This is a genomic window from Microlunatus sp. GCM10028923 (genome assembly GCF_042666975.1).
Classification (GTDB): Bacteria; Actinomycetota; Actinomycetes; order Propionibacteriales; family Propionibacteriaceae; genus Microlunatus.
Map to the genome: position 1 here is coordinate 25028 of NZ_JBHTFF010000017.1, position 16087 is coordinate 41114.

Here is a 16087-nt window from a genome sequence, read left to right on the forward strand (position 1 = left end):
GTGCCGCTGACGCGGGATCAGTCGCCCGACTCGGGCGCCCGCTGCTCCAGCTTCGCGTACATCACGATCGTGCTGGACGCCGTGTAGCCGAGCTCCGGATAGAGATTGATGGTGCCGGTCGGGCTGTCGGAGTCGACGCCGATCCCGGCGCCGTCCAGGCCGGCCTCCGCGAACGACGTCATCGAGGCGGTCAGCAGGGCCCGGGCGATGCCGCGGCCGCGAAAGGCGTGCCGTACCCCGAGCCGTTCGGTCCAGCCCTCCGAGAAACCCTGCTCCTCCCAATCCTGCTCGTAGGCGGAGTTGATGGCGTAGCCGGCGACCTCGCTGGTCGCCGCGTCGAGCGCCACCCAGGACCAGCTCGGCCGGGCCACCGAGCGGCTCAGCTGGTCCTCCCACGGGCCGCGCGCGACCGGCTGCGAACCCCAGTGGTCGGCGAACGCGTCGTTGTGCGCGAGCCGGACCGCCTCGGAGAGTTTCTTGCTGTACGGGACCAGCCGGATCCCGTCCGGGGCGGGACCGACGGGCGGGGGCACCGAACGGTCGTCGGTCCCCTTGTCGAAGGTCAGGCCCATGTCGGCGAACCAGCGCACCGGCTCCAGCCCGGCGGCCCGGTAGAGGCGCTGGTGCACCTCGAGCTTCTCGTCGACGTAGGCGGTCAGCTGCAGCGGTCCCATCGGCGGCGCGTACGTCTCGTCGTACCAGTCCCGGGCTCGGTTGAGCTGCCAGGCGAGCAACTGCCGGCCGATCGCCTGACTCCGCCAGCCGGGATGCACGCCGCCGGTCAGGTAGACCCGGCGCGGGTCGACGTCGGTGGCCACCGGATGATTCCAGGCGTACGCGACCGCCATGCCGCCGCCGTCGCGGCCCAGCAAGGTGTCGGCGCTCGGACTGGTCTCGGCGCCGACGAAGGCGTCCGCCAGGGTGTCCATGCTGTGCCGCTCGCTCGGTTCGTCGAGGTGCTCGATCGCGGTCAGCAGGGCGCCCAGGTCGTCCAGGTCGGCCGGGGTGATGGGTTGCCAGATCAGGCCGTCGGTGGCCGGCTGGTCTACCACTGTGCTCCTTTACCTGCTCGGGTTGGCGGCACGCGGGAAGTTCCACTCTTCGGCGAATGGCCGTGCCCGGGGATCGCTGCTCAGCGTTGCCAGATCCGGCGGGCCGGGCGCGGACCGCCCAGCACCGGCGGCTCGGTCTGCTGCCAGGTCCGCCGCCAGCCGCGGACGGCCGGTGCCTCGGCGGCGGCCGGCAGACCATCGGCCTGCCGTCGTCGTACGGTCCACCAGGTGGCGGCATCCTCGGCGACCAGGGCCTCGATCGCCTCGACGGACCGGGCGGCCAGGGCCAGCGGGGATTCGCCGACCCGCGGCTCCAGCGGCGTACCGTACCGGAGGACGACGCGGGGCCGGCCCGAGACCGGCCGGATCCGGCCCGGCTCGATCGCCGCGGCACCGCCACGGACCCCGACCGGGATGACCGGCACCCGGAACCGGACCGCGATCGCGGCGATCGCCTGGTCGGCGGTGCCGACGACGTTCCAGCCGCGGTCCAGCAGACCGGGCGCCTGGCCGGCGTCGGCCACCGGAACGGTACGGCGGCGCAGCGACCGGGGCAGCCCGGCGACCGCGAGCTGGCGGTCCGCCCGGCTGCCGTCGCCCACCAGCAGCACCAGCGGGCCGGTCCGGTCGCGCAACTCGTCGGAGCCGTACGTCTCGAGGGAGAGCCCGGCTCGCAGCGCCGGCCGGAGCAGCGTCTGGTAGGCCACCTCCACGGCGGCGGCGACGGTGCTCATGTCACCTCCGCGAGCAGCCGCGGCGGACTGTGCAGGTAGCTGATCGTCGGATCCGAACCGACCGAAGCGGCGGTCATCTCCAGCGCGTCGGCCAGGCTGGACGCGGCCCGGAAGCCCATCCGGGCCACCGTGCTGCGGTCGCCGCCGACCCAGACGACGTCGGACAGCCGCGCCGTTGCCGCGGTCACCTCGGCCCAGGTCAGGAACGGGTGCACGCCGTGGAACGCGTGGCTGGTCCGGTACAGATGCCGGTACCACTCGTCGGTGGCGAACCGGCCGAACGCCTCCGCGGTCACGCCGGTCGGCAGCACCTCGTCGAAGAAGTCGACGTAGGACGGGTGGTGCAGCGGCGAGAACTCGGTCCGCGCCGGGTGGTAGAGGATCACCGCGCCGCCGTCGCGGACCACCGGTTTGCCGGTCGCCGCGCCGAGGGTGCCGACCAGCCCGGTCCAGGCGGCCAGGATCGGGTTGGTCACCGAGCCGACGCTGCCCGGCCCGGCCTGCGGTACGCCGACCACGGCGACATCGGCCTGGCCCTCGATCTCGACCAACTGCTGAGCCCGTACGGTCTCGGCGGCCGCATCGGCCACCAGGGCGGGATCGCCGGCGACCACGCGCACCACGCCGTACCCGCCGGGCAGGTTGCCGGCCAGGCTGCGCCGGAGCTTGGCCGGGACCAGCCCGAGCCCCTGCCGAAGGCCGTACGCACGGGCCTGGTCGCGCAGGCTCCACTCCCATTCGCGCTTGCCGAGGAACTCCACCGGCGCGCCGAAGGTGCGGTTGTCCAGGACGGCATCGACGGCGAACGCGGTCACCGAACCGCCGACCAGCCGGGCGACCGACTCGCCGTCCGGGCCGGTCAGGCCGGTGATCGTCGCGGTCGAGCCGAGGCTCGCGGCGAGCCAGTGGCCGAGGCTGCCCTCCGGGACGTCGAACGCCGGCGCCGGCTGCCCGGCGACCCGGACCACGACGACCAGGTCGGACTCGACGACCCGTCGGTCGATCCGGACGGTCAGCAGATCGGAGACGGCGCCGACGGCGGCCAGCCGGGTCTCGTCCTCGGCGTCGTGATGGCGCAGTCGTCCGTCGCCGACGAAGGAGCGGTACACCCGCTCGCCGACCAGGCGGCGCAGTTCGGCGCCGGTGAGCCGGCGGCGCAGGCCGGTCCCGACGATCACCTCGACGTCGTCGACGCCGGCGTCGGCCGCGCGGCTGAGTACCTCTTCGACGATCACGCCGCGGACGTCGGGGTCCGGCATCGACGGGACCGGGACGCTCAGGTCCTCGACGACGACGGTCAGCTTGCTGTCCGGCCGGAGCAGGGCGGCCAGCGGGTCACCGCCGAGCGGCTGGTCCAGCGTCCGGCCCACCTCGCCACGGACGTCGGCGAGCGCGGGCAGCGGATCAGGCGGGTAGACCACCTTGGCGCCGAGGGGGAACAGCTGACGCACCACAGTGTCGCCGGAGTGGACGACGAGCGGCGGCGTGCGTTCGTCGACCTCGAGCACGAAGCCGGGACGGGCCATCTCTAACGTTCTCCCCTGTTGTTCGACTGTTCCATGATCGGCTGCGGTACGTGAGCCGTCACTGCTGTGGACCGGGCAGCGCCCAGCGTGAGTTGTCGGGCCTGATCCTCCATTCCACCACCGACCACTGGTTCGCGGCAGCAGCGCGCATCAACGCGATGTCCGGTGTCACCGCGACCGCGTTGCCGACCGCGGTCAGCATCGGCAGGTCCGAGTGGGAGTCGGCGTAGGCGTAGCTCTTGGCCAGGTCGATCCCGTGCGTGTCGGCGTAGTGCCGCAGCCAGGCCGGCCGGGACTCGCCGACCAGCGGCGGGCCGGTCAGGAAGCCGGTGCAGCGGCCGTCGGCGTCGGTGGCCAGCTCGGCCGCGACGATCTCGTCGAACAGCGGCCGCAGCGGCCGGGTCAGCGGCGCGACCACGCCGGTGATCAGGATCGTCGTGTGCCCGGCGGCCCGGTGCGCCCGGACCCGCCGTACCGCCTCGGGCGACAGCCGGCTCAGGATGTGCGGGGCCAGGTCGTGGTCGATGTGTTCCTCGAGCGCGGCCAGGTCGGCGCCGGCGTAGCGGCGGTAGACGGCGCGGAGGAAGCTGCCGCGGTCCCGGCGCTCGGTGCGCAGGTAGGCCGGCAACCGGCGCAGCACCTGGCCGACCTCGGCCAGCTGGGCCGACCGGGACAGCTCCGGCAGCCGGGTCCACAGGTACTGCTCGATCACGTTCGTCGACATGATCGTGCCGTCCAGGTCGAACACGGCCAGCGCCGACGAGCCCGCGGTGTCCTTGGCCAGGTCGCGCATCGTCGTCGCCCGGTTGCCGCGCTTGCGGCGCAGCGCGTCCATCCGGCGCACCGGCGCGGTGATCGACGGGCAGTGCACCTCTTCCAGGTACGTGGTCCAGTCGAACACCGACGTGTCGAAGGCGAACCCGTCCTGGTCGTCGGCGTGCAGCGCCCGGTTCAGGGCCAGCGTGTTGTCGTCGACGAAGTGCAGCTCGGACTGGGCGTACTCGTTGTAGAGCGACAGGTACTTGCGCAGGAAGTCGAGCCGGCCCCGGGTCCGGTCCAGTTCCTTGGCCATGGTCCGGGTCCGGTTGGACCGCGGGGCCAGCGACAGCACCCGGTCGGCCACCTTGTGGGCCCGTTCCGAGGTGGACAGCAGCCGCTCCACCGACGCCGCGCCGGGGAACTTCCACTGCGGCAGGTGGGCCGCGCCGCGGGCGCCGCCGACGAACGGGTGCGCCGTGAAGTAGGCGCGGACGTGGCCGTACAGATCCTTGAAGGTGAGCGCGTTCCGGGCGCCGGACGACACGTGGTAGAACTCCGGCTCGCCGACCTCGGGCTCGGTCGCGGCGACCGCGATGATCGCGTTGACCACGTGATCACAGGGCACGATGTCGACGACGGAGTCCGGCGAGGCCGGGAACTCGGGCAGCTCGCCGCGCCCGTACGCGAGGATCAGCGGCTCCGCCATCTTGAAGCCCTCGATCCAGCCCGGGTACGGGTGCCGCCAGCTCGACTCGACGATCGACGGGCGGACGACGGAGACCCGGATGCCGGCCGCGTGATCGGCGACGGCGCGCTCCCCCAGTGCCTTGGTGAACGTGTAGACGTCGGTCCAGCCGAGCGACCGGGCCCGCTCGGTGCCGGCCTTGACCAGCTCGGCGGTGACCCATTCCTTGCGCCGCCGCTCGGTGTCCTCGGCCGTGGTCAGGAAGCCGGCCGCGCGGTGCTCCCGTTCGGCCTCCTTGCGCAGCTTGGTCAGCCGGTCCGAGGTGCGCGACTCGGCCTCGATCAGCTCCCGCATGGCCAGCCCGGCCTTGGTCTCGGCCTGGTAGTCGATGTCGTGGGTGTGCTGCGCCTCCGGGATCACGCCGCGGCGCCGGCCGGCCGTGTAGGCGGTGGAGATGTGCACGTAGTGCGGCAGCTTGGTCAGCGTGCCGTCGGCGCCGGTGTTGGCCTCGATCAGCCGGTCGATCAGCGCCGTGGTGCCGAGGACGTTGGTGGTGAAGGCCTGGTCGATCGGCGGGTCGAAGGACACGTCACCGGCCGAGTGGATCACCACGTCGACGCCCGCCGGCAGCTCCGGCACGTTCGGCAGGTCGCCCTCGACGACGATCATCCGGGCGTCCAGCAGTTCCTCGGCGCCGCCGGCCGCGTCCCGCAGGTCGCTGAAGATCTTCTTCTTCAGCAGCGTCAGGATCCGGTCCCGGCCGCTGGCCGAGCGCTTCCGCCGGACCAGCACGGCCGCCTTGGTGTCCGGCAGCTCGGTGAGGATCTTCCAGAGCAGGTGTTCGCCGATGAAGCCGGTGACGCCGGTGACCAGCACCGTCGAACCGGCCAGCCGGTCCCGCAGCCGTACCCCGCCGAGCGGGGACGGGCCCGCGGCGGTCTCGGTGAGCAGGGTCATGAAACCGGTCCGCTCGGGGCCGCAGCCGGCTCGTTCCGGGCCACCCGCAGGGCGTCGGTCAGGGTCAGATTGCCGACGTACAGGGCGGTGCCGATGATCGCGCCCTCGACGCCCTCGCCGACCAGGCCGGTCAGCGCGGCGATGTCGTCCAGGCTGGACACGCCGCCGCTGGCAATCACCGCGGCGTCGGTACGGGAGCAGACGTCCCGCAGCAGGTCCAGGTTGGGGCCGGCCAGCATGCCGTCGGAGGCGACGTCGGTGACCACGTAGCGGGCGCAGCCGGCGGCGTTCAGCCGGTCCAGCGTCTCGTACAGCTCGCCGCCCTCTTCGGTCCAGCCGCGCGCGGCCAGCCGGGTGCCGCGCACGTCCAGCCCGATCGCGATCTGCTCGCCGTGGTCGGCGATGATCTTGGTGCACCAGTCCGGCCGCTCCAGCGCCGCGGTGCCGATGTTGACCCGGGCGCAGCCGGTGGACAGGGCGCGGGTCAGGCTCGCGTCGTCCCGGATCCCGCCGGAGAGTTCGACCTTCAGGTTCGGATGATCATCGGCAAGGCCGGCGATCACGTCGGCGATCAGCGCCGCGTTGTCGCCGCGGCCGAAGGCCGCGTCGAGGTCGACCAGGTGGATCCACTCGGCCCCCGCCTCGGCCCAGCGCCGGGCCGCCGCGTTCGGCTCCCCGAACCGCTTCTCCGTGCCCGCCTTGCCCTGCACGAGTTGCACGGCCTGTCCTCCGGCCACGTCGACCGCCGGTAGCAGCACCAAAGAATCCACGCGCCAGACCCTATCTTCCCGCTCACCCTGATCAGCAATCCGTCCACCCAGCTCTGAGCATGCGCGATCCCGCCCACCTTTGTAAATCCACCCTTCAAAATCCGCCGACCGGGCACCAAAGCAGCCGTTCTGGCGGCGTGTCGCTGCACAGGTGACGAGTCGGCGAACGGCGCGTTGAGAACAGCCGCGGACTCGGGATCCGATGCTGGCGTGGAAGGAAAGGAGTCGCGCGGTCGGGACGGGCCTGGCAGGTTGGAGCGGTGGACATCGAAGAGCCGCTGACCGGCGGCAACGCTTCGGCCGAGGTGGTCCGGGTCGGCTCGACGGTACGGAAGCCCTGGCTGCCGACCACGCCGAGCGTCCACGGCTACGTCACCCACCTGATCGCCGCCGGCATCGACGCGCCCCGCCCACTCGGCCGGGACGACCGGGGCCGCCAGATCCTCGAGTACGTCGACGGCACTCTCGCCCAGACCCTGCCCCGGTTCGGGCCGGACGACCTGCGGCGGGTCGGCGCCCTGGTCCGGGCCATCCACGACGCCAGCACGCACTACCCCGTCGACCACACCGGCTGGGACGTCCTGCTCCCGGCGCCCGACGCCGACCTGATCTGCCACAACGACCTCGCCCCGTGGAACCTGGTCGTCGGCGAGCGCTGGGTCTTCATCGACTTCGACGGTGCCGGCCCGAGCACCCGCCTGTGGGACCTCGCCTACGCCGCCCAGTCCTTCGCCGGCCTCAACCCCGACGAGCTCGACGGCGCGGCCGACCGGCTCACCGCGTTCATCACCGGCTACGACGCGGACGACGACCTGCGAGCCGGGCTCCCCGACGCCATGACCAGGCGGGCCCAGGCCAGCTACGACCGTCTCCGCGACGCCCACGCCAACGGCGAGGAGCCGTGGGCCTCGATGTTCCTCGAGGGGCACGGCGACTACTGGGGCTCGGTGGCGAGGTTCCTCGCCGCGAACTCGGCGACCTGGGCCGCGGCGCTGCGCTGACCTGTCGCGAAAGCCGCGACAGAATTTCGGGTCGATGTCAAAATCGGCGCGGCGGCAACGACTACGGGGCGTCGCGTCGCGAGGACGCAACCGCCGAGAAGGGAATCGAATGAAGTTCTTGTTGATCATGCACATCAACCCGCAGATCTGGGACGCGCTCACCGAAGCGGAACGGGAGGAGGTGGGCCGCGGTCACACCGAGTTCCTGGACACCGTGCGCACCTCGGGTGAGCTGCGCGGCGCGGTCGCGCTGGCCGATCCGAAGGAGAGCGCCGTGGTCCGGGTCCGGGAGGGCGTGCCGGCCGTCAGCGACGGGCCGTACCTGGAGGCGAAGGAGTTCCTCGGCGGCTACTACCTGCTCGAGTGCGCCGATCGCGACCGGGCGCACCAGCTGGCCGCGCTGATCCCCGACGCCAAGGTGGACGGGGTCGGCATCGAGGTCCGGCCGGTGGTCTTCTCGGCCGGGATCGACGCCGACTAGGCCCGGCATCGCCGATGCGGTTCCTGCTGAGCCTGTACGGGCCCGCGAGCGGCTCGCCGCACCGGCCGCCGGACGACGACTTCGTCGCGGCGGCCCGGACCAGCGGCGAGCTGGTCGACGCCCAGGTGGTGGCCGACCCCTCGACCGCCGTGCCGATCCCGGGCCGACCCGGCCCCAGCGGCGCGGACGGTCCCAGCCGGCTGCTGGCCGCGTACTACCTGCTCGATTGCGCCGACGACGAGCGGGCGGCGCAGCTTGCGGCCACCCTCCCGGCCGGTCCCGAGATCACGCTCGAGTTGAGGCCGGTGATGGTGCGGTCGGGACCGGAGCCGTGGACGTGACGAGCGACGACCTCGGCGAGCTGTGGCGCGAACTGGCACCGCAGGTGCTCGGGACGCTGGTCCGGCGTTACCAGGACTTCGACGGCTGCGAGGACGCGACGCAGGAAGCGCTGCTGGCGGCCATGACGCAGTGGCCGGCCGAGGGGCTGCCCGAGCAGCCCCGGAGCTGGCTGGTCACCGTCGCCTCGCGGCGCCTGCTCGACCACCGCCGCAGCGAGAGCGCCCGGCGGGCCCGGGAGCGGCTCGACGCCGAACGGGACGTCGCCGGTCCGCCCGGCGAGGACCATGATCACGACGACAGCCTGGAACTGCTGTTCATGTGTTGCCACCCGGCGCTGACCCCGCCGTCCCAGGTCGCGCTGACCCTGCGCGCCGTCGGTGGCCTCACGACGACGGAGATCGCCAGCGCCTTCCTGGTCCCGCCGGCCACCATGGGACCGCGGATCAGTCGGGCCAAGGGCCGGATCAAGGCCGCCGGCGCCACCCTGCACCGCCCGGATCCGGCCGAGTACGCCGAGCGACTGCCCGCCGTGCTGCAGACGCTCTACCTGATCTTCAACGAGGGCTACACGGCGAGCTCGGGCCCCGAGCTGCAGCGGACCGACCTGACCGCCGAGGCGATCCGGCTCACCCGGACCCTGCACCGTTCGCTTCCCGGCGACGGCGAGGTCGCCGGCCTGCTCGCCCTGATGCTGCTCACCGACGCCCGCCGGGCCACCCGGACCGGGCCGGACGGAGGCCTGGTCCCGCTCGCCGAACAGGACCGGTCGCGCTGGGACGGCGGCCGGATCGAGGAAGGTTCGCGGCTGATCACCGAGGCGATGCAGGCTTCGCCGCTGGGCCCGTACCAACTGCAGGCGGCCATCGCCGCACTGCACGTCCAGGCCGCGACGGTGGCGGACACCGACTGGCGGCAGATCCGGATCCTCTACCGGGTGCTCTGCCGGATCGCGCCGAACCCGATGGCCTCGCTCAACCACGCCATCGCGATCGCCATGACCGACGGGCCGCGGGCCGGACTGGACCGGCTCGCCGAACTCGCGGCCGACGAACCGCTGGCCGGGCACCACCGGCTGCCGGCCACCCGGGCCCACCTGCTCGAGCTGGCCGGAGATACCGCCGCCGCCCGGGAGGACTTCCTGCTGGCTGCGCGGCTGACCACCAGCCTGCCGGAGCAGCGCTACCTCCGATCCCGCGCCGACCGGCTGCGGACCGACCCGACCGACGAAAGGCCACCCCATGACGACTCCACCAGGTGACGAGACCGAGCTGGCGGTCCGAGCCGTCGGCCGCGGCGTCGAGACCGGTGCCACCGCGCCCGCCGGGCCCGGCCCGGAGCACGCCCGGCTCGGGGTGTTCATCGGCCGCTGGATCAACGAGGGCGAGACCGTCAACGTCGAGCCGGCGATGAAGATCATCACCAGCGACGTGTACGACTGGATCCCGGGCGGCTTCTTCGTCCTGCACACCGCCTACGGGAAGACGGGTCCGTTCGGCGGCGGGGCCACCGAGATCATCGGCTGGGACGAGACGGCCGGACGGTACCGGTCCTGGCTCTTCGACAGCGGCGGCAACGCCACCGAGCACACCCTCAGCCACGACGACGGCCGCTGGACCTGGCAGGGCGAATCCACCCGTTGTACGGCCACCTTCAGCAAGGACGGCCGGGTCCAGAGCGCCCGTCACGAGCGGCTCGACGGCGACCGCTGGATCCACACGATGGACGTCGCCCTGACCAGGATCGACTGATCCCGGTCAGGGCGGGAGGACGGGTCAGTCGGCCAGGTCGGCCCGTTCCTCGTCGGTGAAGGCCGGCATCGCGGCGCCGGGGTCGGTCAGCCGGGCCGAGCGCATGGCGGCGATCTTGGCGCTGTTGGTCGCCATCGCCGCCGCGCTCCGGTTGCGCCCGTACGTCACGGAGTAGTCCCGCTGGATCCCGATCGAGGCACCGACCTCGATGGCGTCCTGGTCGGCACCCATGTAGAGGAACTGCCAGTGGTAGCTGGTGGTCTGCTGCTCCACCAGCGCCTTGATCGCCGGGTGGGTCCACTCGCGGCTGGCGTTCTCCCGGCCGTCGGTCATGATCGCGACGACCACGGTGCCGGGCCGTTGGTCCTCGGGCAGCGCGGCCAGCCGGGCGCCGGCGTCGGTGATCAGCCGGCCCATCGCGTCCAGCAGGGCGGTCGAGCCGCGCGGTTGTAGCTCCAGCGGCGGCACCTCGGCCACCGGCCGGTCGCTGTAGACCTCGTCGTAGCGGTCGTCGAACTGGGCCAGGCTGACCCGGCAGGTCCCCTGCCCTTTCCGCTGTTCCTCGATGAACGCGGCGAACCCGCCCTCGACGTCGGACTTGATCGACTGCATCGAGCCGCTGCGGTCCAGCAGCACGTAGATCTGGGTGAGCGTGTGGTCGGTCATCTCCGGAAATCCCCTCTCCTCGTTGGTCAGCCGGCCGGCCGGCGCGGCTTGAACCGCATCGGCGCGCCCCGCTCGGGGGTCGTGCGTGGTGTGCCCGACTCCTCGTCGTACCTCGCCCGTTCCACCCCGGCGGCGGTCACCCGCCCGCGTTCGTCGGCGTACGCCCCCAGCTGCCGGGTCCGGGCCAGCCGGGGGCCGACCGCGTTCTCGGACAGGCCGGCCCGCGCCCCGGCGGCGCGCAGGCTCGACCGACCGCTCAGCACGGCGGCGGCGAGCGTGTCGTCGATCAGCTCGGTGAGCCGGTCGGCGGCCTCGCGCAGGTGCGGCAGCGCCTCCTCCGGGGGCGAGCCGTCCGCCGCGTCGAGTGCTCGTCGTACGTCGTCGACCGTGGTGTCTTCGGACATGCCCCGAGCATACGCACAATCTGCGGACACGCAAGAACTTCGAATCAGCCAATTCTGCGGGTACGCCGAACGCCCCCGAACCGTCCGGCTCGGGGGCGTTGCGTGGATCCGGCCTCAGCAGGCCGCGGCGGTCAACCCGTGCGTCAGTCGCGCGCTGGTCGCCACGTGACTGAGGAACGTGCTCGAGGCTGCACTGGTCTTCGTCGTGTACCAGTCCTGGTTGATGTCGCAGACGACCAGGTCGGCCGCGGTGTCGGCCAGCACCACCGGCAGCGTGTGCACCACCGTCGACGGGAAGCTGATCACGTGCCGGCCGATCGGCCCCATCCGCGCGGTCAGCTCGATCGGCAACTCCGGCCGGACCACCTCGATGCCGAGCGCGGTGATCCGGTCCAGCTTCGCCTGCTCTTCCTTGCGGTGCGCGAAATAGCGGTCCACCTTGTAGCGGGCCGCCAGGCTCGCCACGCCGGCCAGGTAGGCCTCCTCGTCCACCACCCCGGTCTCGACGAGAGAGGTGCCGACCAGGTCGCCGGTGATCTTGACTGTCGGCTGCCCGTACTGGCTCCGGGTCCAGCCGAAGTCGTTCTTGATCACCGGCAGTTCGACCTCGAGCGGCAGGCAGCTGAACACGCTGATCTTGCTGCCGGTCGCGGCGGTCATCCGGCGCCGGGCCAGCGAAGCGATCTGGCGCCGGTGCGGTGCGGTCTTGGTCGTGTGCCAGCGGACCAGTTCCTCACCGTTGGACCAGAGCCGGGCGAACTCCATCGTGGCCGTACCGTCGTCGACGATCACCACCTCGGGCACCCGGGTCACCCCGAGCACCACCTGGATCACCCCCGAGAACGGGTCGCCGACCACCAGCCGGTCGATCCCGATCAGCTCACCGGCCATCGCCCGCACGGTGCGTGCGGTGGACGCCGCGCCGAGCCGTGGCTCGTGCCAGCGGACGACGTGCCGCAGGTTGCGGGCGATCTCCGTCATCCGCCGCAGTTGCAGCCGCGACTGTTCCGGGCGCGGCGCCAGCACGACCGTGGTCAGGTCGTCCCGCTGTACGTCGTGCCGGTGGGCCCATTCCAGAACGTTCAGCAACTGGGCCGGGCTCTCCACCAGAGCGAGCGTCTTCATCCCGCCTTCCTCACCCCGCAGTGACGACCGGTCGGTCAGGCACCGACCAGCTGCGGCGACTCCTGCTCGGCCAGCACGCCGGGGACCCGGCGCAGCTTCTTCATCGCGGCGAGTTCGCCCTCGTACACCTTCTTCACCCCGTCGCCGAGCGACTCGGAGATGATCCGGATGTCGCGGACCAGCCGCTGCAGGCCCTGCGGCTCGACGGAGGCGGCCTGGTCGGAGCCCCACATCGCGCGGTCCAGGGTGATGTGCCGCTCCACGAAGACGGCGCCCAGTGCGACGGCGGCCAGCGTGGTCTGCAGGCCGGTCTCGTGGCCGGAGTAGCCGATCGGGACGTTCGGGAACTCGGACTGCAGCGTGTGGATCATCCGCAGGTTGAGCTCTTCGGCCTTCGCCGGGTAGGTGCTGGTGGCGTGCAGCAGCACGATGTTCTCGCTGCCCAGCACCTCGACGGCGTGCCGGATCTGCTTCGGGGTGGACATGCCGGTGGAGAGGATGATCGTCTTGCCGCTGGCCCGCAGCCGAACCAGCAACTCGTCGTCGGTCAGCGAGGCCGAGGCGACCTTGTGCGCCGGCACGTCGAACTGATCAAGGAAGTCGACCGACTCGACGTCCCACGGCGAGGCGAACCAGTGGATCCCGCGGGCCTTGGCGTGCGCGTCGATCTCCTGGTACTCCTCGACGCCGAACTCGACCCGGTGCCGGTAGTCGATGTACTTCATCCGGCCCCAGGGGGTGTCCCGCTCGATGTCCCACTGATCCCGCGGGGTGCAGACCTCGGGCGTCCGCTTCTGGAACTTGACCGCGTCGCAGCCGGCGTCGGCCGCGATGTCGATCAAGGCCTTGGCGTTGTCGAGATCACCGTTGTGGTTGATGCCGATCTCCCCGGTGACGTAGACCGGGTGATCGATGCCGACCTCGTGATCACCGATCGAACGGGTCGGCGAGGTGAACGAAACGTTGGCTGTCATGACAGCGAAGCTAGGAACCGTACGTGGCGAGATCGCACCGCCGAATTGAACGTCCAACGAACAAACCACGACATCTGGTGTCACTCGGTGGGACCACCGTGAACGGTCGGTGAACCGACTGGGAACTCCGCCCCACGACGACCCGGTGGGCGCGACGCTCCCTTGCCGCCTGGCCGATTCCGCGGTCCGCTCGGAACCTTCGGGTTACGGTCAGATGACAGTAGCCGCCGTTCACCCGTGGGCCGTCCAGTGTTCACCTGACTCCCCAATGATGACGGACCGATGCCGTGGCCCCGGCCGCAGCAGCCGACCAGTCTGCGACCAACGAGGAGGACGATGCATCGCGCCGACGGCGGCCAGCCGACGCGACTCTGCGTGATCATTCCGTGTCACAACATCGAGGCCTATGTCGGGCCGATGCTGCAGAGCCTACGTCGAAATTCCGGCCCAGGGATCAGATTCCTGTTGATCGATGACGCCTCGACCGACGCGACCGCGTCGATCATCGAGCGACAACTTGATCGCGTCGCCGGCGCGGAGTTGATCAAGTGTCCGGACAACGTCGGGCTGGCGGCAGCCCGCAACGTCGGCATTGATCATGCCGGCGACGCCACGTACCTGACCTTTCTGGACGGCGACGACTTCGTCCGGCCCGGCTACTACCCGGAGCTGCTGGCGACGATCGAACGCCTCGGCTGCGACTTCCTGCGCACCGATCACGTACGCGTGGTGGGGCGGAAGCGGACCGTGCACCGGATCAACCACCAGCACCGCAACGCCGTTGCCAATCCGCGGCAGGCGATCCTGCCGGTGGACCGGACCACCTCGGTGGACGCGCCGAACGCGTGGGCCGGGGTCTTCCACCGCCGGCTCGCCGACAGTGGTCTGCTGCGCTTCAACGAGAAGCTCAAGACCTGCGAGGACCGGCCCTGGAACTGGCGGCTGCACCTCAAGGGCGATTCGTTCGCCGTGGTCGGACTGCTCGGCGTCTTCTACCGGCGCGACGTCTCCACCTCGCTGACCAAGATCTCCGATCGGCGCCAGTTCGACTTCATCACGGCGTTCGACCAGATCATCGGCGACGTCACGGCCGACCGGGACGCGGAACTGCTGCTGCCGAAGGCGATCCGCAGCTACTGCAGCATGATCTGCCACCACCTCGGCCGCTTGAAGACGTACGAGGAGCCGCTCGGCGAGGAGTTGTACGCGCTCTGCGCGGCGGCTCTGGACCGGCTCCCCCGGCGCCAGCTGACCGAAGTGGTCGCCGGGCTGGATCCCCGTCGCCAGAAGGTGATCAGCGAGGTGATGGCCGCATGACCACCCAGCTGTTCGTCGCCTCCACCCCGTTCGGGCTGTCCACGCTCGCGGCCGCGCTGGCCGACGGGGCCTGGCCCACCGCCGACCAGCGGATCCTGGTCACGACCAACAACAGCACCGCGCCGGAGGCCAGTCCCGGCCTGCTCGGCTCGGCCGGGATGGAGCAGCTGACCGGGCTGTTCGACCGGACCTACGACTACAACGAGCTGATCTCGCCGCTGCACCCGTCCGAGTGGCGGCCGCCGGACACCGAGCTGCCGCTGCTGCAGCGGCTGTTCGCGCACGAGTGGGGTGTCGTTGATCATGATCTTCACCTGATCGTGGAGAGCATCCAGGCGGCACCGGCGCTGACGATCGCCCGGTTGTTCCCGGACGCCGTGATCGACGTCTACGCCGACGGCCTGATGTCGTACAGCCCGACCCGGGTCGGCCTGTACACCCAGATCGGGTCCCGGGTGGACCGGGTGCACCATCTCGACCTGGTGCCCGGCGTGACGCCGCTGCTGCTGCGCGAGTGGGACGCCACGCCGGCCGTGATCAACACCGCGTCCTTCCGTACCGTGGTGAGCAGCCTGGGCATCGAGGTGCCGAAGGTGATCACCACGGCGGAGCCCGGCTCGGTGGCCGTGCTGCTCGGCCAGTACCTGTCGGCGATCGGCATCCTCAGCGTGGAAGAGGAACAGGAGCTGCTCCGCGAGCTCGTCGCCGGCGCGGTCGCGGCGGGCTTCAGCACTCTCGTCTTCAAGCCGCACCCGAGCGCCCCGGATCTACTCACCACGACCCTGGTCGCCGAGGCCGAACGGCTGGGCGCCGAGCTCACCGTGCACGCCGAGCCCGACCTCGTCGAGGCCTGGTTCGACCAGCCGAGCATCGGCCTGGTCGCCGGCTGCTTCTCCACCGCACTGCTGACGGCGGCCAGCTGCTACGGCCTGCCGACCGCCCGGATCGGCACCGAGCTGGCCATGGAACGGGTCCGGCCGTACGAGAACAGCAACCGGATCCCGATCACCCTGGTCCACGCGACACTGCCCGACCTGCATCAGCTCGCCGCCGGACCGGCGCTCGCCCCGGCCGCCGCCGGCGCGGTGTCGACCGACGACCTGGTCCGTACGGTGGGCTACTGCATGCAGTCGGTCCGCAACCCGGACCTCCGGCCGACGGCCGAACGGGTGCTGGCCGAGCACTGGGACGAGGTGCGGGGGTACGTCAAGCGACGCCGCCTCACCATCCTCGACCTGCCCGGCCGACTCCCGCCCGCGCCGCCCAAGAAGCGGCCGAGCAAGAAGCAGTCGCCGCTGCGCCGTACCGTCCGCCGAATCCTGGGCCCGAAGCTCAGCCGGACGATCGGACGGGGCAAGCGGAAGGTCCTCCGGATCTTCCGCCCCGCGCCCCGCCCGGTCACCTCCTCCTAGCCGGACCGCCCACCGATTCCCGCCGACCGGTCACCGAAGCAGCGCCACGCAGCCGAGTGACCGGTCGGCCCGGAACGGCGGACTCCCCGACCCCGAACCAAGAGCGCCGAGTGTGACGCTTCCGACCGCGACAT

Annotated in this window: 16 protein-coding genes; 7 read left to right on the forward strand and 9 right to left on the reverse strand. The window is 71.5% G+C overall.

What is annotated here, in order from left to right:
• Positions 1-17: 17 nt before the first annotated feature.
• The 5 genes from ACFQU4_RS31325 to priA all read right to left on the reverse strand — a co-directional run bounded on the left by ACFQU4_RS31325 (position 18) and on the right by priA (position 6483).
• On the reverse strand, positions 18-1052 hold the full coding sequence (locus ACFQU4_RS31325; protein ID WP_377499750.1) for a GNAT family N-acetyltransferase: 1035 nt from the start codon (positions 1050-1052) through the stop codon (positions 18-20).
• Positions 1053-1132: 80 nt separating this feature from the next.
• Entirely contained in the window at positions 1133-1786 is a 654-nt protein-coding gene (locus ACFQU4_RS31330) for a hypothetical protein (RefSeq protein WP_377499752.1), read from the reverse strand.
• On the reverse strand, positions 1783-3312 hold the full coding sequence (locus ACFQU4_RS31335) for a lactate racemase domain-containing protein (RefSeq protein ID WP_377499754.1): 1530 nt from the start codon (positions 3310-3312) through the stop codon (positions 1783-1785). The genes ACFQU4_RS31330 and ACFQU4_RS31335 overlap by 4 nt, the downstream gene beginning before the upstream one ends.
• Positions 3313-3370: 58 nt before the next feature.
• Positions 3371-5713 (reverse strand): HAD-IB family hydrolase, encoded by a 2343-nt coding sequence (locus ACFQU4_RS31340; RefSeq protein WP_377499756.1) that lies wholly within the window; start codon positions 5711-5713, stop codon positions 3371-3373.
• Positions 5710-6483: a bifunctional 1-(5-phosphoribosyl)-5-((5-phosphoribosylamino)methylideneamino)imidazole-4-carboxamide isomerase/phosphoribosylanthranilate isomerase PriA gene (gene priA, locus ACFQU4_RS31345; RefSeq protein WP_377499758.1), complete on the reverse strand. Its 774-nt coding sequence runs from the start codon at positions 6481-6483 to the stop codon at positions 5710-5712. The genes ACFQU4_RS31340 and priA overlap by 4 nt, the downstream gene beginning before the upstream one ends.
• A gap of 260 nt (positions 6484-6743) precedes the next feature.
• On the opposite strand from priA, the gene ACFQU4_RS31350 reads away from it, so the two are divergent.
• The 5 genes from ACFQU4_RS31350 to ACFQU4_RS31370 all read left to right on the forward strand — a co-directional run bounded on the left by ACFQU4_RS31350 (position 6744) and on the right by ACFQU4_RS31370 (position 10055).
• The gene (locus ACFQU4_RS31350; protein WP_377499760.1) at positions 6744-7484 is read left to right on the forward strand and encodes a phosphotransferase; all 741 of its coding nucleotides are present in this window, start codon (positions 6744-6746) and stop codon (positions 7482-7484) included.
• Between the two features lie 109 nt (positions 7485-7593).
• Complete coding sequence (locus ACFQU4_RS31355) at positions 7594-7965, forward strand: YciI family protein (protein ID WP_377499762.1); 372 nt, start codon at positions 7594-7596, stop codon at positions 7963-7965.
• Between the two features lie 14 nt (positions 7966-7979).
• On the forward strand, positions 7980-8306 hold the full coding sequence (locus ACFQU4_RS31360) for a YciI family protein (RefSeq protein WP_377499764.1): 327 nt from the start codon (positions 7980-7982) through the stop codon (positions 8304-8306).
• Positions 8303-9565, forward strand: a complete 1263-nt coding sequence (locus tag ACFQU4_RS31365) for an RNA polymerase sigma factor (RefSeq protein ID WP_377500010.1) — start codon at positions 8303-8305, stop codon at positions 9563-9565. Before ACFQU4_RS31360 ends, ACFQU4_RS31365 begins: the two co-directional genes overlap by 4 nt.
• Positions 9546-10055 carry a hypothetical protein gene (locus tag ACFQU4_RS31370; RefSeq protein ID WP_377499766.1) on the forward strand — a complete coding sequence of 170 codons (510 nt, stop codon included), beginning with the start codon at positions 9546-9548 and terminating at the stop codon, positions 10053-10055. The genes ACFQU4_RS31365 and ACFQU4_RS31370 overlap by 20 nt, the downstream gene beginning before the upstream one ends.
• Before the next feature lie 24 nt (positions 10056-10079).
• On the opposite strand, the gene ACFQU4_RS31375 is transcribed toward ACFQU4_RS31370, so the two are convergent.
• From ACFQU4_RS31375 to ACFQU4_RS31390, 4 genes are all read right to left on the reverse strand, one after another.
• Positions 10080-10721 (reverse strand): VWA domain-containing protein, encoded by a 642-nt coding sequence (locus tag ACFQU4_RS31375; protein ID WP_377499768.1) that lies wholly within the window; start codon positions 10719-10721, stop codon positions 10080-10082.
• A 26-nt stretch (positions 10722-10747) separates the two neighbouring features.
• Positions 10748-11125, reverse strand: a complete 378-nt coding sequence (locus ACFQU4_RS31380) for a hypothetical protein (protein WP_377499770.1) — start codon at positions 11123-11125, stop codon at positions 10748-10750.
• A 114-nt stretch (positions 11126-11239) separates the two neighbouring features.
• Positions 11240-12250, reverse strand: coding sequence for a hypothetical protein (locus ACFQU4_RS31385; protein WP_377499772.1), 1011 nt, complete (start codon positions 12248-12250; stop codon positions 11240-11242).
• A 35-nt stretch (positions 12251-12285) separates the two neighbouring features.
• Complete coding sequence (locus tag ACFQU4_RS31390) at positions 12286-13224, reverse strand: N-acetylneuraminate synthase family protein (protein ID WP_377499774.1); 939 nt, start codon at positions 13222-13224, stop codon at positions 12286-12288.
• A 336-nt stretch (positions 13225-13560) separates the two neighbouring features.
• Here ACFQU4_RS31390 and ACFQU4_RS31395 point away from each other — a divergent pair, with 336 nt between their 5' ends.
• Positions 13561-14541: a glycosyltransferase family 2 protein gene (locus tag ACFQU4_RS31395; RefSeq protein WP_377499776.1), complete on the forward strand. Its 981-nt coding sequence runs from the start codon at positions 13561-13563 to the stop codon at positions 14539-14541.
• Entirely contained in the window at positions 14538-15953 is a 1416-nt protein-coding gene (locus ACFQU4_RS31400; protein ID WP_377499778.1) for a polysialyltransferase family glycosyltransferase, read from the forward strand. Before ACFQU4_RS31395 ends, ACFQU4_RS31400 begins: the two co-directional genes overlap by 4 nt.
• The last annotated feature ends 134 nt before the right edge of the window (positions 15954-16087 follow it).